The 14,409-nt window shown below is 66.7% G+C and carries 15 protein-coding genes; 8 read left to right on the top strand and 7 right to left on the bottom strand.

Features of this window, described 5'->3' with window-relative positions:
* Positions 1-94: 94 nt before the first annotated feature.
* Positions 95-1,480 (bottom strand): glutamate decarboxylase, encoded by a 1,386-nt coding sequence (locus JW030_RS12740; protein WP_188045208.1) that lies wholly within the window; start codon positions 1,478-1,480, stop codon positions 95-97.
* 122 nt (positions 1,481-1,602) lie between these two features.
* Here JW030_RS12740 and JW030_RS12735 point away from each other — a divergent pair, with 122 nt between their 5' ends.
* The 8 genes from JW030_RS12735 to JW030_RS12700 all read left to right on the top strand — a co-directional run bounded on the left by JW030_RS12735 (position 1,603) and on the right by JW030_RS12700 (position 8,595).
* On the top strand, positions 1,603-2,178 hold the full coding sequence (locus JW030_RS12735) for an HhH-GPD-type base excision DNA repair protein (protein ID WP_188045209.1): 576 nt from the start codon (positions 1,603-1,605) through the stop codon (positions 2,176-2,178).
* Positions 2,179-2,471: 293 nt separating this feature from the next.
* Positions 2,472-3,656: a branched-chain amino acid ABC transporter substrate-binding protein gene (locus JW030_RS12730; RefSeq protein WP_188045210.1), complete on the top strand. Its 1,185-nt coding sequence runs from the start codon at positions 2,472-2,474 to the stop codon at positions 3,654-3,656.
* A gap of 86 nt (positions 3,657-3,742) precedes the next feature.
* Entirely contained in the window at positions 3,743-4,636 is an 894-nt protein-coding gene (locus tag JW030_RS12725) for a branched-chain amino acid ABC transporter permease (RefSeq protein ID WP_188045211.1), read from the top strand.
* A gap of 2 nt (positions 4,637-4,638) precedes the next feature.
* A complete protein-coding gene (locus JW030_RS12720; RefSeq protein WP_206348578.1) occupies positions 4,639-5,763 on the top strand; it encodes a branched-chain amino acid ABC transporter permease in 1,125 nt (374 codons plus the stop codon).
* The gene (locus tag JW030_RS12715; protein ID WP_188045212.1) at positions 5,760-6,584 is read left to right on the top strand and encodes an ABC transporter ATP-binding protein; all 825 of its coding nucleotides are present in this window, start codon (positions 5,760-5,762) and stop codon (positions 6,582-6,584) included. The genes JW030_RS12720 and JW030_RS12715 overlap by 4 nt, the downstream gene beginning before the upstream one ends.
* A complete protein-coding gene (locus JW030_RS12710; RefSeq protein WP_353055606.1) occupies positions 6,581-7,291 on the top strand; it encodes an ABC transporter ATP-binding protein in 711 nt (236 codons plus the stop codon). The genes JW030_RS12715 and JW030_RS12710 overlap by 4 nt, the downstream gene beginning before the upstream one ends.
* Positions 7,292-7,573: 282 nt before the next feature.
* A complete protein-coding gene (locus JW030_RS12705) occupies positions 7,574-8,197 on the top strand; it encodes a nucleotidyltransferase domain-containing protein (protein ID WP_188045214.1) in 624 nt (207 codons plus the stop codon).
* Positions 8,194-8,595: a hypothetical protein gene (locus JW030_RS12700; RefSeq protein ID WP_188045215.1), complete on the top strand. Its 402-nt coding sequence runs from the start codon at positions 8,194-8,196 to the stop codon at positions 8,593-8,595. The genes JW030_RS12705 and JW030_RS12700 overlap by 4 nt, the downstream gene beginning before the upstream one ends.
* A gap of 38 nt (positions 8,596-8,633) precedes the next feature.
* On the opposite strand, the gene JW030_RS12695 is transcribed toward JW030_RS12700, so the two are convergent.
* Genes JW030_RS12695 through JW030_RS12670 form a run of 6 tightly spaced genes read right to left on the bottom strand, consistent with a single transcriptional unit; the run spans position 8,634 to position 14,340 of the window.
* A complete protein-coding gene (locus JW030_RS12695) occupies positions 8,634-10,106 on the bottom strand; it encodes an FAD-dependent oxidoreductase (protein WP_206348576.1) in 1,473 nt (490 codons plus the stop codon).
* On the bottom strand, positions 10,103-10,483 hold the full coding sequence (locus tag JW030_RS12690; RefSeq protein WP_188045216.1) for a (2Fe-2S)-binding protein: 381 nt from the start codon (positions 10,481-10,483) through the stop codon (positions 10,103-10,105). The genes JW030_RS12695 and JW030_RS12690 overlap by 4 nt, the downstream gene beginning before the upstream one ends.
* Entirely contained in the window at positions 10,480-11,634 is a 1,155-nt protein-coding gene (locus tag JW030_RS12685) for an FAD-binding oxidoreductase (protein ID WP_188045217.1), read from the bottom strand. Before JW030_RS12685 ends, JW030_RS12690 begins: the two co-directional genes overlap by 4 nt.
* Positions 11,631-12,341: a GntR family transcriptional regulator gene (locus tag JW030_RS12680; RefSeq protein WP_188045218.1), complete on the bottom strand. Its 711-nt coding sequence runs from the start codon at positions 12,339-12,341 to the stop codon at positions 11,631-11,633. Before JW030_RS12680 ends, JW030_RS12685 begins: the two co-directional genes overlap by 4 nt.
* 17 nt (positions 12,342-12,358) lie before the next feature.
* On the bottom strand, positions 12,359-13,336 hold the full coding sequence (locus JW030_RS12675) for an ornithine cyclodeaminase family protein (protein WP_188045219.1): 978 nt from the start codon (positions 13,334-13,336) through the stop codon (positions 12,359-12,361).
* Positions 13,333-14,340, bottom strand: coding sequence for a proline racemase family protein (locus tag JW030_RS12670; protein ID WP_188045267.1), 1,008 nt, complete (start codon positions 14,338-14,340; stop codon positions 13,333-13,335). The genes JW030_RS12675 and JW030_RS12670 overlap by 4 nt, the downstream gene beginning before the upstream one ends.
* Positions 14,341-14,409: the final 69 nt, after the last annotated feature.

Below are 14,409 nucleotides of genomic sequence, written 5' to 3'. Positions count from 1 at the left end.
GACGTCTCCGATGGCGATCCGGACGCCACCTTTCGGGTCGTAGGCTACATTCTTCTCCGCTCAGCACATCGCCCTGGTGTGTGGCGGCCCGCCCCTAGTGCGCGAACCCCCGCGACACCGTCGGGCGGGGCAGCGGAGACTCAAGCGCGTCGAGGTAAGCGACCTCCTGCCGGATCACGTCGAGCAGCGAGCTCGCGAGGTCGAGCGTGAGGCCGTTGCGCACCACAATGCGCTGCACGGTGATCTCCTGGAGGTCCTCGGGCATCGGGTATGCCGGCACAAGCCAGCCGCGCATGCGCAGCCGATCGGACAGGTCGTCGAGCGTCCAATTCTCGGTGTGCCCGGGAGCGAGCCGCCACGCAAAGACCGGGATGGTCGAGCCGTCGCTGACGAGCTCGAACGCGTCCATCGCGCCGATGCCGCTCGATAAGTGCATTGCCACGCGCTGCGACTCGCCCTGCACCTCGGTGTAGCCGTCGCGGCCGAGCCTGAGGAAGAGATAGAACTGCAGCAGCACTTGCGCGCCCGGGCGCGAGAAGTTCAATGCCAGTGTCGGCATATCCCCGCCGAGGTAGCTGACGCGGAACACCATCGATTCGGGCAGGGCGGCCTCGTCTCGCCACACCACCCAGCCCAGGCCGGGATAGACGAGGCCGTACTTGTGCCCCGAGGTGTTGATCGAGGCGACGCGCGCCAGGGTGAAGTCCCAGAGCAGCTCGGGCTGCAGGAATGGCGCAACCATTCCGCCCGAGGCCCCGTCGACGTGGATCTGAATGTCGAGCCCGCGTTGCTTCTCGATCTCGTCGAGCGCCGCCTGGATCTCGGCTACCGGCTCATAGGCTCCCGTATAGGTGACGCCCAAGATCGCGACGACGCCGATCGTATGCTCGTCGACGTACGCGTCCAGCTGTGAGCCATCGAGCGCCGGATGTTCCGCGCTGACGGGGACGAAGCGAGGCTCAACCTCGAAGTAGTTGCAGAACTTCTCCCAGCACACCTGCACGGCGCTCGACATCACGAGGTTCGGACGAGCGGTGTCGAGGCCGGCGGCCTCGCGCGCGTGCTGCCAGCGCCGCTTGAGCGCGAGGCCGGCGAGCATGCAGGCCTCACTTGAGCCGATCGTCGAGGTCGCGGGGGCCTTGGCGGGGTCCGGCGCGTGCCAGAGGTCCGCGAGGATCCGCTGGCAGTATTGCTCGATCGCCGCCGTCTGCGGGTACTCGTCCTTGTCGATCATGTTCTTGTCGTAGGCAGAGCGGTACAGCTCGTCCGCCTCGTCGTCCATATAGGTCGTCACGAAGGTCGCGAGGTTCAGGCGCGCGTTCCCGTCGAGCATCGTCTCGTCGCGCACGAGGTGGGCGGCGGTCTTCGGGTCCATGCCGGTATCGGCGAGCCGGTGCTTCTCGACTCGCACGGGCTCTGCCTGGCCGGATCCTGCCCGGTGGTGCAATGGGTTGATCGTGAGCTGATCTCGGTTCGTCATTTCGCCCCCTGCTCGGGCGCCCCACGCTGGGCGCGTTTCCCGCACCCTAACCAGTTCTGTTGAACATCGGGAGGTCGTCTCTGTTGCTTCCGCGCGGCACCCGCTGGTGGGAGACTGGCCGCATGGCAATCCACCTCACTGACGACGTCGCCGCCGACGAGCTGCTCACGAGCGATCCCCTGGCGCTCTTGGTCGGGATGCTGCTCGATCAGCAGGTCGCGATGGAGCTTGCGTTTTCCGGCCCGCTCAAGATTCAGCAGCGCCTTGGGGCATTTGATGCAGCGTCCATCGCTGCAGCAGATCCGGAACGTCTCATTGAGGTGTTCAAGCAGACCCCGGCTGTGCATCGCTTCCCCGGTTCGATGGCGGCCCGGGTGCAATTGCTCTGTCGGGTACTCGTCGACGAATGGCGGGGTGACGCGAGCGCGCTCTGGACGGACGGCAACCCCGACGGCCCGACCGTGCTCAAGCGGCTGCAGGCGCTTCCGGGGTTTGGCGAGCAGAAGGCCAAGATTTTTCTTGCGCTGCTCGGCAAGCAGTGCGGCTTCGAGGGGGCTGGCTGGCGGGAGGCCGCGGGCGCCTACGGCGAGGCAGGATCGTTTCGAAGCGTCGCCGACATTGTGTCCCCGGAGTCCCTCCTCATGGTGCGGGAGCATAAGCGCGCCGCAAAGGCCGCGGCGAAGAAAGCGAGCCAGTAGGCGCCGGATTCGGCCCACACAACCTCGTCTCTCGAGGCAGATGCGCGATTGATACCGGATAGTTACCGCAGCACGCGAATTCGCTTTTCTCCCGGAATTTCGGCATTTTTATCCGGGTTTTCCTCAGCGTATGCCCGAATGACACGCCGAGTGGTTCAATCTGTACCATTGCACTGTTAGTGGTTCGTGTAGGTTGAGCCCAGAGATTCCGAGCACCCATGGTTGTGTGTCACGGGGGCACCACATCTCGCAGGTCCGAAGAATCAAAGGCGTTTCAACGGAAGGAAAACTGAATGTTCTCGAAGTCCAACTCGCGGTTCAAGGGCGCAATTGCCCTCACCGCCCTCGCGGCCAGTGCCGCACTCGTGCTCTCGGGCTGCTCGGGCGGACTCGCCTCGGGCGATGCCGGCGGCGACAGCGGTGAAGGCCCCATCAAGCTCGGCATGCTGGCCCCGTTCTCGGGCTCGGAAGCCGCTTTCGGTGACTACATGAAGAACGGCGCTCAGCTGGCGATCGATGAGATCAATGCTGACGGCGGGATTGACGGCCGCGACCTCGAACTCGTTGTTGAGGACGATGCCTGTGACGCGACGGCCTCCGTCGCTGCGGCGCAAAAGCTCGTGACCGCCGGCGTGCTCGGCTCGGTCGGTGGCTACTGCTCGGGCGCAACGCTCCCGACGCTGCCCATCTTCGCCGAGGCGAACATCCCCATGGTCATTCCGGCAGCGAACTCGAACGCGCTCGTCGGCCAGGGTGCCTTCATGATTAACGGCACCGGCGCACAGCAGGCGGCGTCGGGGCTGCAGTTTGCGACGCAGGAAGGCGCGACGAAGGTTGCCGTCCTCAACGACCAGACTGATTACTCGAAGGACCTCGCGACGACCTTCATCGCCGACGCCGAGGCCGCGGGTTCGCCCGAGGTCGTGCTGGACGGCGCCGTCAACCCCGACGACAAGGACTTCTCGGCCAACGTCAAGGCTGTGACCGACACGAACCCCGACTTCGTCGTCTGGACCGGCTACTACCAGGCCGGCGGCCTGCTGACGCGCCAGCTGCGCGAGGCCGGCTACACCGGCCCGATCCTCGTCGGCGACGGCACGGTCGATGCTCAGTTCTCGGAGATCGCGGGCACGGAGTTCACCGAGAACGTATTCGGTACCTTCACCAAGACCCCCGACATGCTTGAGAACGCGGGCACCTGGATCGCCGACTACGAGAAGGTCTCCGGCGGCGACGCCCCGGGCCCCTACTCGATGCAGGCCTACGACGCCGTGCGCGTCGTGGCACAGGGCATGATGGACGCCGGCTCGACCGACGGCACGAAGGTCAAGGACGCCATCCAGGCGATCGACGGCCTCGAGCTCTTCTCCGGTCCGCTGAAGTTCACCGAGGACGGCACGCTCTCGGGCGGTGGCTTCGTCATCGTCAAGGTCGGACCTGAGGGCACGTTCGTTCTCCACGACGACCTGCAGGGCTAACCACATCTGACAGCAGTTCGGGGTGGCAGCGTGCGCGCTCCCACCCCGAATTGTGTCGGTGGTCAGCCTCAAGCGAGAGGTAATTCATGCTTCAACTTATTTGGAACGGCCTGTTCGTCGGCTCGTTTTACGCTCTAGTCGCTCTCGGCTACAGCATGGTCTACGGCATCATCAAGCTGCTCAACTTCGCCCACGGCGACCTGTACATGGTGGGCGCCTTCCTGTCGTTCATCATCGTCGGCGGCCTCACGGGCCTGCTGGGCGTCGTCTCGATCCCGGTGCTGCTGCTCGTCCTGCTTATCACGATGCTGCTCACCGGTGGCATCGGCGTGGTCATTGAGCGCATCGCCTACCGGCCACTGCGCAAGAGCCCCAGACTCGCCGTGCTGATCACGGCTGTGGGCGTCTCGTTCACGCTCGAGTACGCGGTGCGCCAGATCTTCGGCCCGAACCCCAAGGTCTTCCCGGTTCGGCTCTCGGGCAACCCGATCGACATTCTCGGGGCCCGCATCACCGTTGCGCAGATCGTCCTCATGGTGGTCGCAGCGCTCCTCATGTTCTTCTTGCAGCGCTACATCATGCACACCCGTGAGGGTCGCGCCATGCGAGCCATCGCGCTCGATCAAAAGGCGGCGCTCTTGATGGGCGTGAACGTCAACAAGGTCATCTCTCGCACCTTCTTCATCGGCTCGGCCCTCGCCGGCGCGGCCGGTGTGATGGCTGCCGCATACTATGGCTCGATCGACTTCTTGATGGGGTTCGTGATCGGGTTGAAGGCATTCACCGCCGCCGTGATCGGTGGCATTGGCAACCTCTATGGCGCCATGCTGGGCGGGCTGGTGCTCGGCCTCCTTGAGTCGTTCGGCACGAACTTCTTCGGCGGTGAGTGGCGCGACGTCTTCGCCTTCGGGTTCTTGATCCTGTTGCTCATCTTCAAGCCGACCGGCCTGCTGGGCGAGCGCGTAGTAGAGAGGGTCTAGTCATGGCAAAAGCACTGAACCGCCTGCCCGCCCCGATGCCGTTTATCACGCGGCCCCCGCAGCCCAAGGGCGCCCTCGCCCCCGCGACCTTCATGAAGATCGTTGCGGCGGTGCTGTTCGTCGGTGCTGCGGTGCTGCCGTTCGTTTCGGCGACGCCCTACCTGATCTCGATCCTGACCTCGGCGTTCATCTACATCGTGCTCGCGATGGGACTCAACGTTGTGGTCGGCTATGCCGGCCTGCTCGACCTCGGCTACATCGCCTTCATGGCGGTGGGCGCCTATACCAGCGGCATCCTCACCACCCAGTTCGGGCTCTCGATGATCGAGACCATCCCGTTCGTCGTGCTCGCCTGTGTCATCGCCGGTGTGGTGATCGGTGGCCCAACCCTGCGGCTGCGCTCCGACTACCTCGCCATCGTGACGCTCGGCTTCGGTGAGATCATTCGCATCACCGCGAACAACCTCAAGGTCACCGGCGGCCCCTCGGGCATCCACGGTATTCCCACGATGTCGTTCTTCGGTTGGTCGTTCTCGGACGGGCTGAACCTGTTCGGGGTGCAGTTCAACTCGAAGGTCCTGTTCTACTACTTCGTGCTCTTCATCGGCATCGGCATCGCCGTGGTCGCCGTCGCCCGCCTGGGCCGCGGCAAGATGGGCCGCGCCTGGAAGTCCGTGCGTGACGACGAGGACGTCAGCGAGGCGATGGGCATCAACGGCTACGCCACAAAGCTCATGGCGTACATTATCGGCGCCGTCTGGGGTGGTTTCGCGGGCACGCTGATGGCGGCCCACTTAAGCGCGATATCGCCAAACAGCTTCGAGTTCTTGTACTCGGCGCTCGTGCTGATGGCCGTCGTGCTGGGCGGGATGGGATCAGTGCCCGGGGTCATCATCGGTGCACTCTTCGTGTCGCTCGCCCCCGAGTTCTTGCGTGAGTTCTCTGAGTGGCGCTTCTTGATGTTCGGCGTGCTGCTCGTGGTGGTCATGATCTTCCGCCCGAAGGGCATTTGGCCGGCGAACGCGATCCTGCCGTTCCTCAAGAAACGCGAGATTCCACCGCCCCCCGAAACTTCGACGGTGACCGTGATCGGTGAGCTTCCGAGCGAAGCGGAGGACAAGAAATGAGTGAGTCAACGCTGCACACGCCCGCAGCCGAGTCGCAGGCTTCTGCCGGGGGCGAGAAGAAGGTGCTCCTGCAGGTTTCGGACCTCGCGGTGGCTTTCGGCGGTATCAAAGCCGTCGACGGGCTGTCGTTCTCGGTGCGCGAGGGTGAGATCGTCTCGGTGATCGGCCCGAACGGCGCCGGCAAGACCTCGGCGTTCAACTGCATCTCGGGGTTCTACCGGCCTAACTCAGGATCGGTGACGTTCGACGGTGAGCCGATGACGCGCAAGAAGCCGTCGTACATCACGAAAAAGGGAATGGCGCGCACGTTCCAGAACGTGCGCCTCTTCTCAGACATGTCGGTGCTCGAGAACGTGAAGACGGGGATGCACGCCACCCTTGGCCAGAACATCTTCGACGCCATGCTGCAGAGCCCGCGCTACCGGCGCAGCGAAGAGCAGTGCACGCGCGACGCGCAGGGTTGGCTCGACTTCGTCGGCTTCCGTGCCGACGACGAGCTGCTCGTCACGCAGTTGCCCTACGGCGAGCAGCGCCGAGTCGAGATTGCGCGCGCCCTGGCGACGCAGCCGCGGCTGCTGCTGCTGGACGAGCCGGGCGCCGGCCTTAACCACAACGAGAAGGCCGAGCTGATCGACCTGATCCGGAAGATTCGCGACCTGGGCGTGAGTATCGTGCTGATCGAGCACGATATGGGCCTCGTGATGCAGATCTCCGAGCGCATCGTTGTACTCAACTACGGCAAAGAGATCGCCGATGGGACGCCCGAACAGATCAAGAACGATCCGGTCGTCATCGCGGCGTACCTGGGGGAGGAAGACTGATGAAACTCACCCTTGAAAATGTCGAGCTCTACTACAACCGAGTGCACGCGCTGCGGGACCTCTCCCTTGAGGTCAACGAGGGCGAGATCGTCTCGCTGCTCGGCAACAACGGCGCGGGCAAGACGTCGACGCTGTCGATGATCTCGGCGCTCGTGCGGGCGAAGAGTGGCACGGTGACCTGGGGAGATCGCGATCTCACCAAGCAGCAGCCGTGGGATCTCGTGGGGGCTGGCCTCCTGCACATTCCCGAGGGTCGTCGCGTCTTCTCGACGATGTCGGTGCACGAGAACCTGCTGCTCGGCGGCTACCTGGTCAAGGACCAGAAGCTGGTCGCCGACCGCGCCGATCACGCGTACGAGCTGATGCCTCGTCTTGCGGAGCGGCGCAATCAGCAGGGCGGCACGCTCTCGGGCGGCGAACAGCAGATGCTGGCGCTGGGCCGCGCCCTCGTGGGTGGCCCGAAGCTGCTGCTGCTGGACGAGCCCTCAATGGGGCTTGCGCCGCTGATCGTGAAGCAGGTGATGGAGATCATCAAGATGATCAACGCCGAGGGGACCACCATCCTCCTCGTCGAGCAGAACGCCCGTGCGGCGCTGCAGATCGCCGACCGGGCGTACGTGCTCGAGTCGGGTCGCGTCACGATGCAGGGTCCGGCTGCGGAGTTGGCGCAGGATCCGCGCGTCATCGAGGCGTACCTCGGTTCGTAGCTGCCGTGCGCTGAAAGGGGAGGGGACGCGTTGCGTCTCCTCCCCTTGGCGTTTGGGCGCCCGGCCCCGCGCGTAAGCCGGCGCCCGGCGCCCTGCGAGTGCGCCTTCCCCGGACAATTACGTACGCGAAATTAGCGTCCAGCGTGAGTTATCGTCCGGGGAACGAAGGTGGGGGAATCGCCATATTCGTCTACTTAAGTGCACGCTCGTCTACTTTTGTGGACAAGTGACTACTTTTGTGTCAGGCTTTCTCGTGTGTAGGAACAAGGGAGGTGACTGCACATGCGTCTGCAAAATCCATTCGCGGCGGTCAGCACCACCGGGCTCGATTCTCAGGTGTTGACGGTGCTGGCTCGCGTTGAACAGTACCTGTCAATACAGCAGATCCACCAGTTGTTGCCCGAGCACGGCTCGCCTCAAGGCATACGTAAATCAGTCGCGCGGCTTGCGGCGCAGGGAGTGCTCCTCGAGCGGAGTGTGGGAAGAAGCATCGCTTACGCGCTCAACCAGGACCACCTCCTGGCAGAGATCATTCTGAGGATTGCCGGAATCAAGAGCGAGCTGATTTCGCGTATTCGCCAAGACATTTCCGTGTGGCAGGTCCAGCCGCTCACTGCCAAGATCTTCGGATCCGCTGCGCGCAACGATATGCATGACGACAGTGACATCGACATTCTTGTCATCATGCCGGACGCGGCGACAGAAGAATCTGTGGAGGAAGCGGTGGGTCAGCTGGCGGCGCGGGTAACGCTGTGGACCGGTAACGATGTGCGTCCTCTGGTGTACCGCAGCTCAGAGGTGCGGCCTGCGAGTATTTTCGACTCGATTCTCGCGGAGGGCATCGATCTCGCGGGTGACCCGTCCTGGCTTCGTAAGCAGCTCCGTAAGGAAGTAGCGCACGCATGACCCCGAAGCGCGAAAACGCGAGAACCGTCGCTGCCGACAAAGCGGTCCGGCTGGGCAGGCTTGCCAAAGCTCAGCAGTTCTTGCAGGTTGCAGATGACGCGCGAGAACTCTCCGAGGGTGCAGATATCGCGGACGCCTGCGTGACGTTGTTCGTACATGCCGGTATCGCGGCGGCGGACGCAATTTGCGCTGGCGCATTGGGTAAGCATGCCAAGGGTGAGAACCATCAGGACGCGATTGCCCTGATCGCTTCTGTGGACAAGCAAGCAGCCAAATCTCTAGGGGTCTTGCTCGCGATGAAGACCCGTGCCGGCTACGGGCATGACCCCGTCAGCGTGGCCAAGCTCGCCAGCGCTGAGCGGGCGGCACGATACTTAGTCGAGAAGGCATCGCTCTAGGCTGAGGCAGCAGCGCCGCCCGACGCGCAGTGGCTCGTCTACTCGATCTCCGTCAGCGCCGAAAGCGGCACCGGTTGAGCGATCGGGCGCTTGGACGAGCTCGCCAGCGAGGCCTGTGTGGGTGCGCCAGCCCCGGCGATTGAGGCGGCGGCGAAGCCGCAGACCCGGCCCTGGCACCAGCCCATGCCGGCGCGGGTGACGCCCTTCTGGGAGCGGTGGTCGTCGCCGGAAAGCTCGCTGCGCGCGGCGCGGATGGTGCCCGCGTCGACCTCCTCGCAGCGGCAGACGAGGCAGTCATCGGTGACAACTTCCTGCCAGCCGGCGGGCACGGGGTGCGCCTGGTGCATCGCCGAGGCGAAGGCCCGCTGGCGGCGCGCGGAGCGCAGCTCGGCGGGACGCGCGAGGGCGGCACCCGAGGCGGTGCCAGAGACTGCACCCGAGCCGCCCCCCAACGCTTCAGCGGCGGCCACGCGGCCGGCGATGCGGCCCTCGAGCACCGCGAGCGCTGCGCCCCCGACGCCGGTGAGCTCACCCGCGAGCAAGAGCCCGGGCACGCTGCTGCGTTGACCGTCGTCGACCGGGGCGATGAGCGACCCGTCAACGTCGACCGCGGTCTGCACGCCGAGCTGCACCGGCAGTTCGAGCTGCGGGGTGAAGCCCCAGCCGAGGCCGACGCCGTCGATGCCGGAGATCGTGCGTTCGGTCCCGGCGACCGGGACGCCGTCACGGCCGACCCGGGCTGTGCGGACGCCGGTGACGCGGTCGTCGCCGAGAATCTCGGTGATGATGGTGCGCGGGCGGTAGGGAATGCGGTGGCGCAGGAAGGTCCAGATGTAGCCGGCTCCCTCCAACCCCTTCGATGGCACGCCGGCGGCGCGGTGCAGGCGGGGCAGCCAGTCGGCGAGGTTCGCCGACTCGAGCACGGCCGCCACGGTGCCCCCGGCCTGGGTGACGTTCGCGGCGACCGGCAGCAGGAACGGGCCGGTGCCAGCAATCACAAACCGTGAACCCGGCAGCGAGCCGTTCTGCTTCACGTGCGCCTGGATGCCCCCGGCCGCCATCACGCCGGGCAGATCCCAGCCCGGCACGGGCAGCTGGCGGTCGTAGCCACCGGTGGCGAGCACGAGGCGCGTGGCCTGCACAGCCGGGATCGTCGACGTTCCCGGGCCGTAGCTCGGAGCGAGGTCGAGCCGGAACTCCTCGTTCGGGCGCTGCCTGGCGAGCCATACGCTCGTGGCAGGGAGGTAGGTAAGGGCGCCGGAAGCGATGCCGGCGTCGAAGGCAGCCCGAAGCTCGAGGTATTCGCCCCAGCCGTGATGGAACTCACCGCCGTCGCGCACCCCCGCAGCCTCCGAGCGGTGCCGCCAGAACTGGCCGCCCGGCTGAGCGCCCGAATCGATTACGACGACACGGGCGCCGCCGGCGAGGGCGGTCTCTGACGCGGCAAGGCCGGCCGGCCCCGCCCCGACGATTGCGACGTCGAACCGGGGGGCCGTGCTGACCGGCTTCACGCGCCGACCCCGTCCGTCGCTGAGTTCATGTCGGTCGGTGAGCTCTCGCAGGATCCTGCTGGAGAGGCAGCGCCTTCTGCCGCGGCTGACCCGGCCCCGGCCCCGTCCGCGAACTCGCCCCCGTGAGCGCGCACGTCCATGCCTGGCGCGAGCGGAATCATGCAAGCCCGCTGGCCCGACTCGCCATCGACCTCGACGAGGCAGTCGAAGCAGACGCCGATGCCGCAGAACAGCCCGCGCGGCGTGCCGCCGCGAGTGGTGCGCCACGCCTGGCGCCCCGAGCCAATCAGGGCCGCCGCGATGCTCGCGCCGGCGTCGGCCTCGATGGGCTCGCCCTCGAAGGTGGCCTGTACGCGGTCGGGGGTCGTCTCGCTCATGCGGCACGCTCCTCATCGAATCGTTCGGGACGGAAGGCGGTAAGGGGCAGGTCGGTGTGCTCGCCGGCGAGCGCCTGCGCGAGCAGCTTTCCGGTGCCGACGGAGAGCCCGATGCCGGCGCCCTCGTGCCCGCTGGCGTGCCAGAGACCCGGAGTGCGGGGGTCGGGCCCGATGACCGGAAGATGGTCGGGGCAGTAGGGGCGGAACCCGTGGTACTGGCGCAGGATCCGCGTGCGCTCCAGGAAGGGGAAGAGGGTGATCGCGTTTCGCGCGATGGTCGCGAGCGCCTCGGGGCTTACCGTCCCGTCAAAGCCGATGCGTTCGCGGCTCGAGCCGATGAGGATGCTGCCGGCCGGAGTGCCCTCCACCACGGGTGAGGCCTGCAGGCCCTCGTCGGCGGTGGCGACGTTGTCGACGTACTCGGCGGCATAGACCTTGTGGAATACCCGGGGTGGCAGCGGCTCGGTCACGAGTACGAAGCCGCGACGGGGCAGGATCGGCAGCGCGACTCCGGCGAGCTTCGCAACCTCGCCGCTCCAGGGGCCTGCCGTGTTGACGACGTGGGCGGCGGAAAAGTCGCCGCGCGGGGTGCGCACCCCGGTGACCCGATCGCCGTCGCGCAGCAGCTCGGTGACGGGCGCGCGGGTGACGAGCGTCGCGCCGGCCAGCTGGGCGAGGCGCAGGAGGTGGGTCGCCGCCAGGATGGGCTGCACCTGGCTGTCCTCGGGGTAGAAAGCCGCGCCGAGGGCACGGTCGGTGACGTTCGGTTCGAGCGCGCGCAGCTCGCCGCTATCGAGGCGCTGGGCGTTGATGCCGAAACCACGCTGGGCGGACGAGAACCGCTCGAGGGTCTTCAGGCTCGACTCCTCGGACGCCACGATGATGCCGCCCTTGGCCTCGAACTCCCAAAGGTGGCCGAACTCGGCGAGCTCGCCTTTCCAGATGCCGAGCGAGTACTGCGTGAGTTCGAGCTCGGGGCCGAGCTCTTTGTCCGAGACGAGGATGTTTCCCTCGCAGCGTGAGGTGGTGCCGCCCGCGGGGAGGTCCCTTTCGACCACCGTGACGGACAGTCCCGCGCGAGCCGCGAAGTACGCGGTCGCGCAGCCAATGATGCCAGCGCCGATGATGACAACGTCAGAGGTTTGGGTCACGCGCTGCCCTCCGTGGGTGGTTCGCTGTCGCCGCCGGTCGCCCAGATCTCGCGGGCGTGGCTGATGTGCGCGCGCAGGAGCTGTTCGGCGCCGGCGCCATCGTCCTCCTGCAGCAAGCGCAGAAGCTCATGGTGTTCGCGGGACGAGTCCGCAAGTTTCTTGTTGCGGGCGAGTGCCGACAAGCCATACATGCGGGTGCGCAGGCGAAGCTTGGTGGCGAGGTCGACGAGTTGCGGGTTGCCGGTGTAGCTCAGCAGGCGCGCGTGGAGTTCGCGGTCGTGGCGCAGGTACGCCTCGAGGTCCTCCGCGATCGCGGCCTCCAGGCAGAGGTCGGCGAGCTCGCGCAGCTCGGCGAACCCGGTTGCGGAGATCTTGCCGACGACGCCGTGTATCGACGGCGGCTCAATGAGCAGGCGGATCGCCGCGAGGTCGTCGAGCTCCTTGTCGGACATGGCCGTGATCCGGAATCCCTTGTTCTTGATCGTTTCGACGAGACCCTCGCGGGCGAGGTCCATCATCGCCTCCCGCACGGGGGTTGCCGAAACTCCGAGCGCCTGACCGAGCGTTGGTGCAGACACCACGGTGCCCTCCGCGAGCCCGCCCGTGATAATCGCGGTGCGGAGTTGTTCGAGGACCGACTCACGCAGGTTCAACGGGCGACGCAGCGGGTTGAAGCTGGCTGAGTAGGTCTGAGACTCGATCGACATGTGGGCTCCTTGCCGCGCTACTTCGAGGAGTGAAGGTACGTCGCGTATGCGGCGGTAGCGCAGACAAGATCTTCCCACGACATGCCGACGCCGGTGTAGAGGGCGGGCCGACCGGCGGAACGGGCCATGCGCCCAAGCGCGAGGTCGCGGAGGTTCGCCGGGGGTCGCTCGCGCCAGTCGGCCTCGCTCCAGGTGGTCGCCAGGTTGCCGTTCTCGCGCTCGGCCGAGCCGCGTCCCTCGACCACGAGGTCGCTGCGGGTGACGAGGTGGTCGTCGACCTCGCGCATATCGAGGCCGTGGGTGCCGGTAGCGGCGACGATGGCGTGATCTTGTACGAGCCGGCCGTCGAAGAGCGGCGCGCTCGCGCTCGTCGCGCAGATGATGATGTCCGCGTCGGCGACTGCGGCGTCCACGTCGCTGGTGCGGTCAGCGACCTCGAGAGACGCGCTTTCGGGGTCGCCCTGAAGCTCCTGGATGAGCGCCGCCACGCGCTCAGGTCGGCGGCCGATGAGCTCGAACGTGGCATCCGGGAAGGCGACGTGGGCAGCCCGGATGTGGCTGAGCGCCTGGACGCCCGCGCCAAACACGAGGATGCGCGGGGCGGCCGGAAGCTCGCCGCCGGCAGGGGCGATCGCCGCGAGCGCCCGGACTGCGGAGATGGTGACGGCCGGCGTGCGAATGGCGGTCAGGCAGGCGCCCTCGAGGACAGCGACCGGGGCGAGCGCGTCAGACGAGAAGAGCAGGTAGAGGCCCTGGATCTTCTCGAGCCCGCGCGCGGGGTTGCCGGGTGCGACGGTCAGCGCCTTGAGGCCGCTGAACTCGGCCCCCTGGGCGGGCATGACCAGGAACTCGCCGCCGGGGGCGTCGCTGAACAGTCGTGGCCCGTCCAGCTCGGGATCGACGTGGGTGCGAAGCGCCGCGTCGAGCGCATCCATTGCCACGCCGAACGGGAGGGCGCGGCGCACCGCGTCCGCGTCGAGGAACGCGAGGCTCACAGCGAGAATCCCGTCGGGAACGGATCGCTCGGGTCGAGCATGTACTGGGCGGTGCCCGTGATCCAGGCGCGGCCCGTGATAGTCGGGATGACCGCGGGGATCCCGGCCACCGCCGTCTCGCCGATCAGGCGGCCGACGAAGCGCGAGCCGATGTACGACTCGTTCGTGAAGTCCTGGTGCAGGGGCAGCTCGCCGCGGGCGTGCAGCTGCGCCATCCGGGCGCTTGTCCCGGTGCCGCAGGGGGAGCGATCGAACCAGCCGGGCTGGATCGCCATCGCGTGCCGCGAGAGCGTCGCGTTCGACCCGGGCGCCTCGAGGTACACGTGGTGGCAGCCGCGAATGTCGTCGCGCTCGGGGTGTACCGGTTCGTCGGCGGCGTTGATCGCCTCCGAGATCGCGAGGCCCGCGTCGAGCAGCTGCTGCTTGTTGCTGCGATCCTGCCGGAACTCGATGCCCAGTGAGTCGAGCGTGACGATCGCGTAGAAGTTTCCGCCGAAGGCGAGGTCGTAGGTGACGCTACCGAGGCCCGGCACGTCGACCTGCGCGCCGCGGCGCACCGAGAAGGAGGGAACGTTCGTGATGGTGACGTGCTCGGCCTTGCCGTCCGCGACGGCGACCTCTGCCACGACGAGGCCGGCCGGGGTGTCGAGGCGGATAGTGGTGATCGGCTCGGTCACCTCGACCATCCCGGTCTCGACCAGCACGGTGGCGACGCCGATGGTGCCGTGCCCACACATGGGCAGGCAGCCGGAGACCTCGATGTAGAGCACTCCCCAGTCGGCGTCGGGACGCGTCGGGGGCTGCAGGATCGCGCCGCTCATCGAGGCGTGGCCGCGAGGCTCGGTCATGAGGAGGGTACGAATGTGGTCCGAGTTCTCCATGAACCAGGTCCGTCGCTCGGCCATGGTGGCCCCGGGAAAGACGCCGACGCCGCCGGTGATGACGCGGGTGGGCATACCCTCGGTGTGGGAATCGACGGCGTGGAAGACGCGGGATGTGCGCATCATGGCCTCCTGTCCAGGACGGGCATCATGCGCCCGAGAAGCGTTGGTGGACGGCCGGGGCGCGCCAAG

This window comes from Leucobacter sp. CX169, from assembly GCF_017161405.1.
Classification (GTDB): domain Bacteria; phylum Actinomycetota; class Actinomycetes; order Actinomycetales; family Microbacteriaceae; genus Cx-87.
The sequence above is the reverse complement of the archived record's forward strand: the minus strand, read 5'-3'. Positions and strand labels throughout refer to the sequence as shown.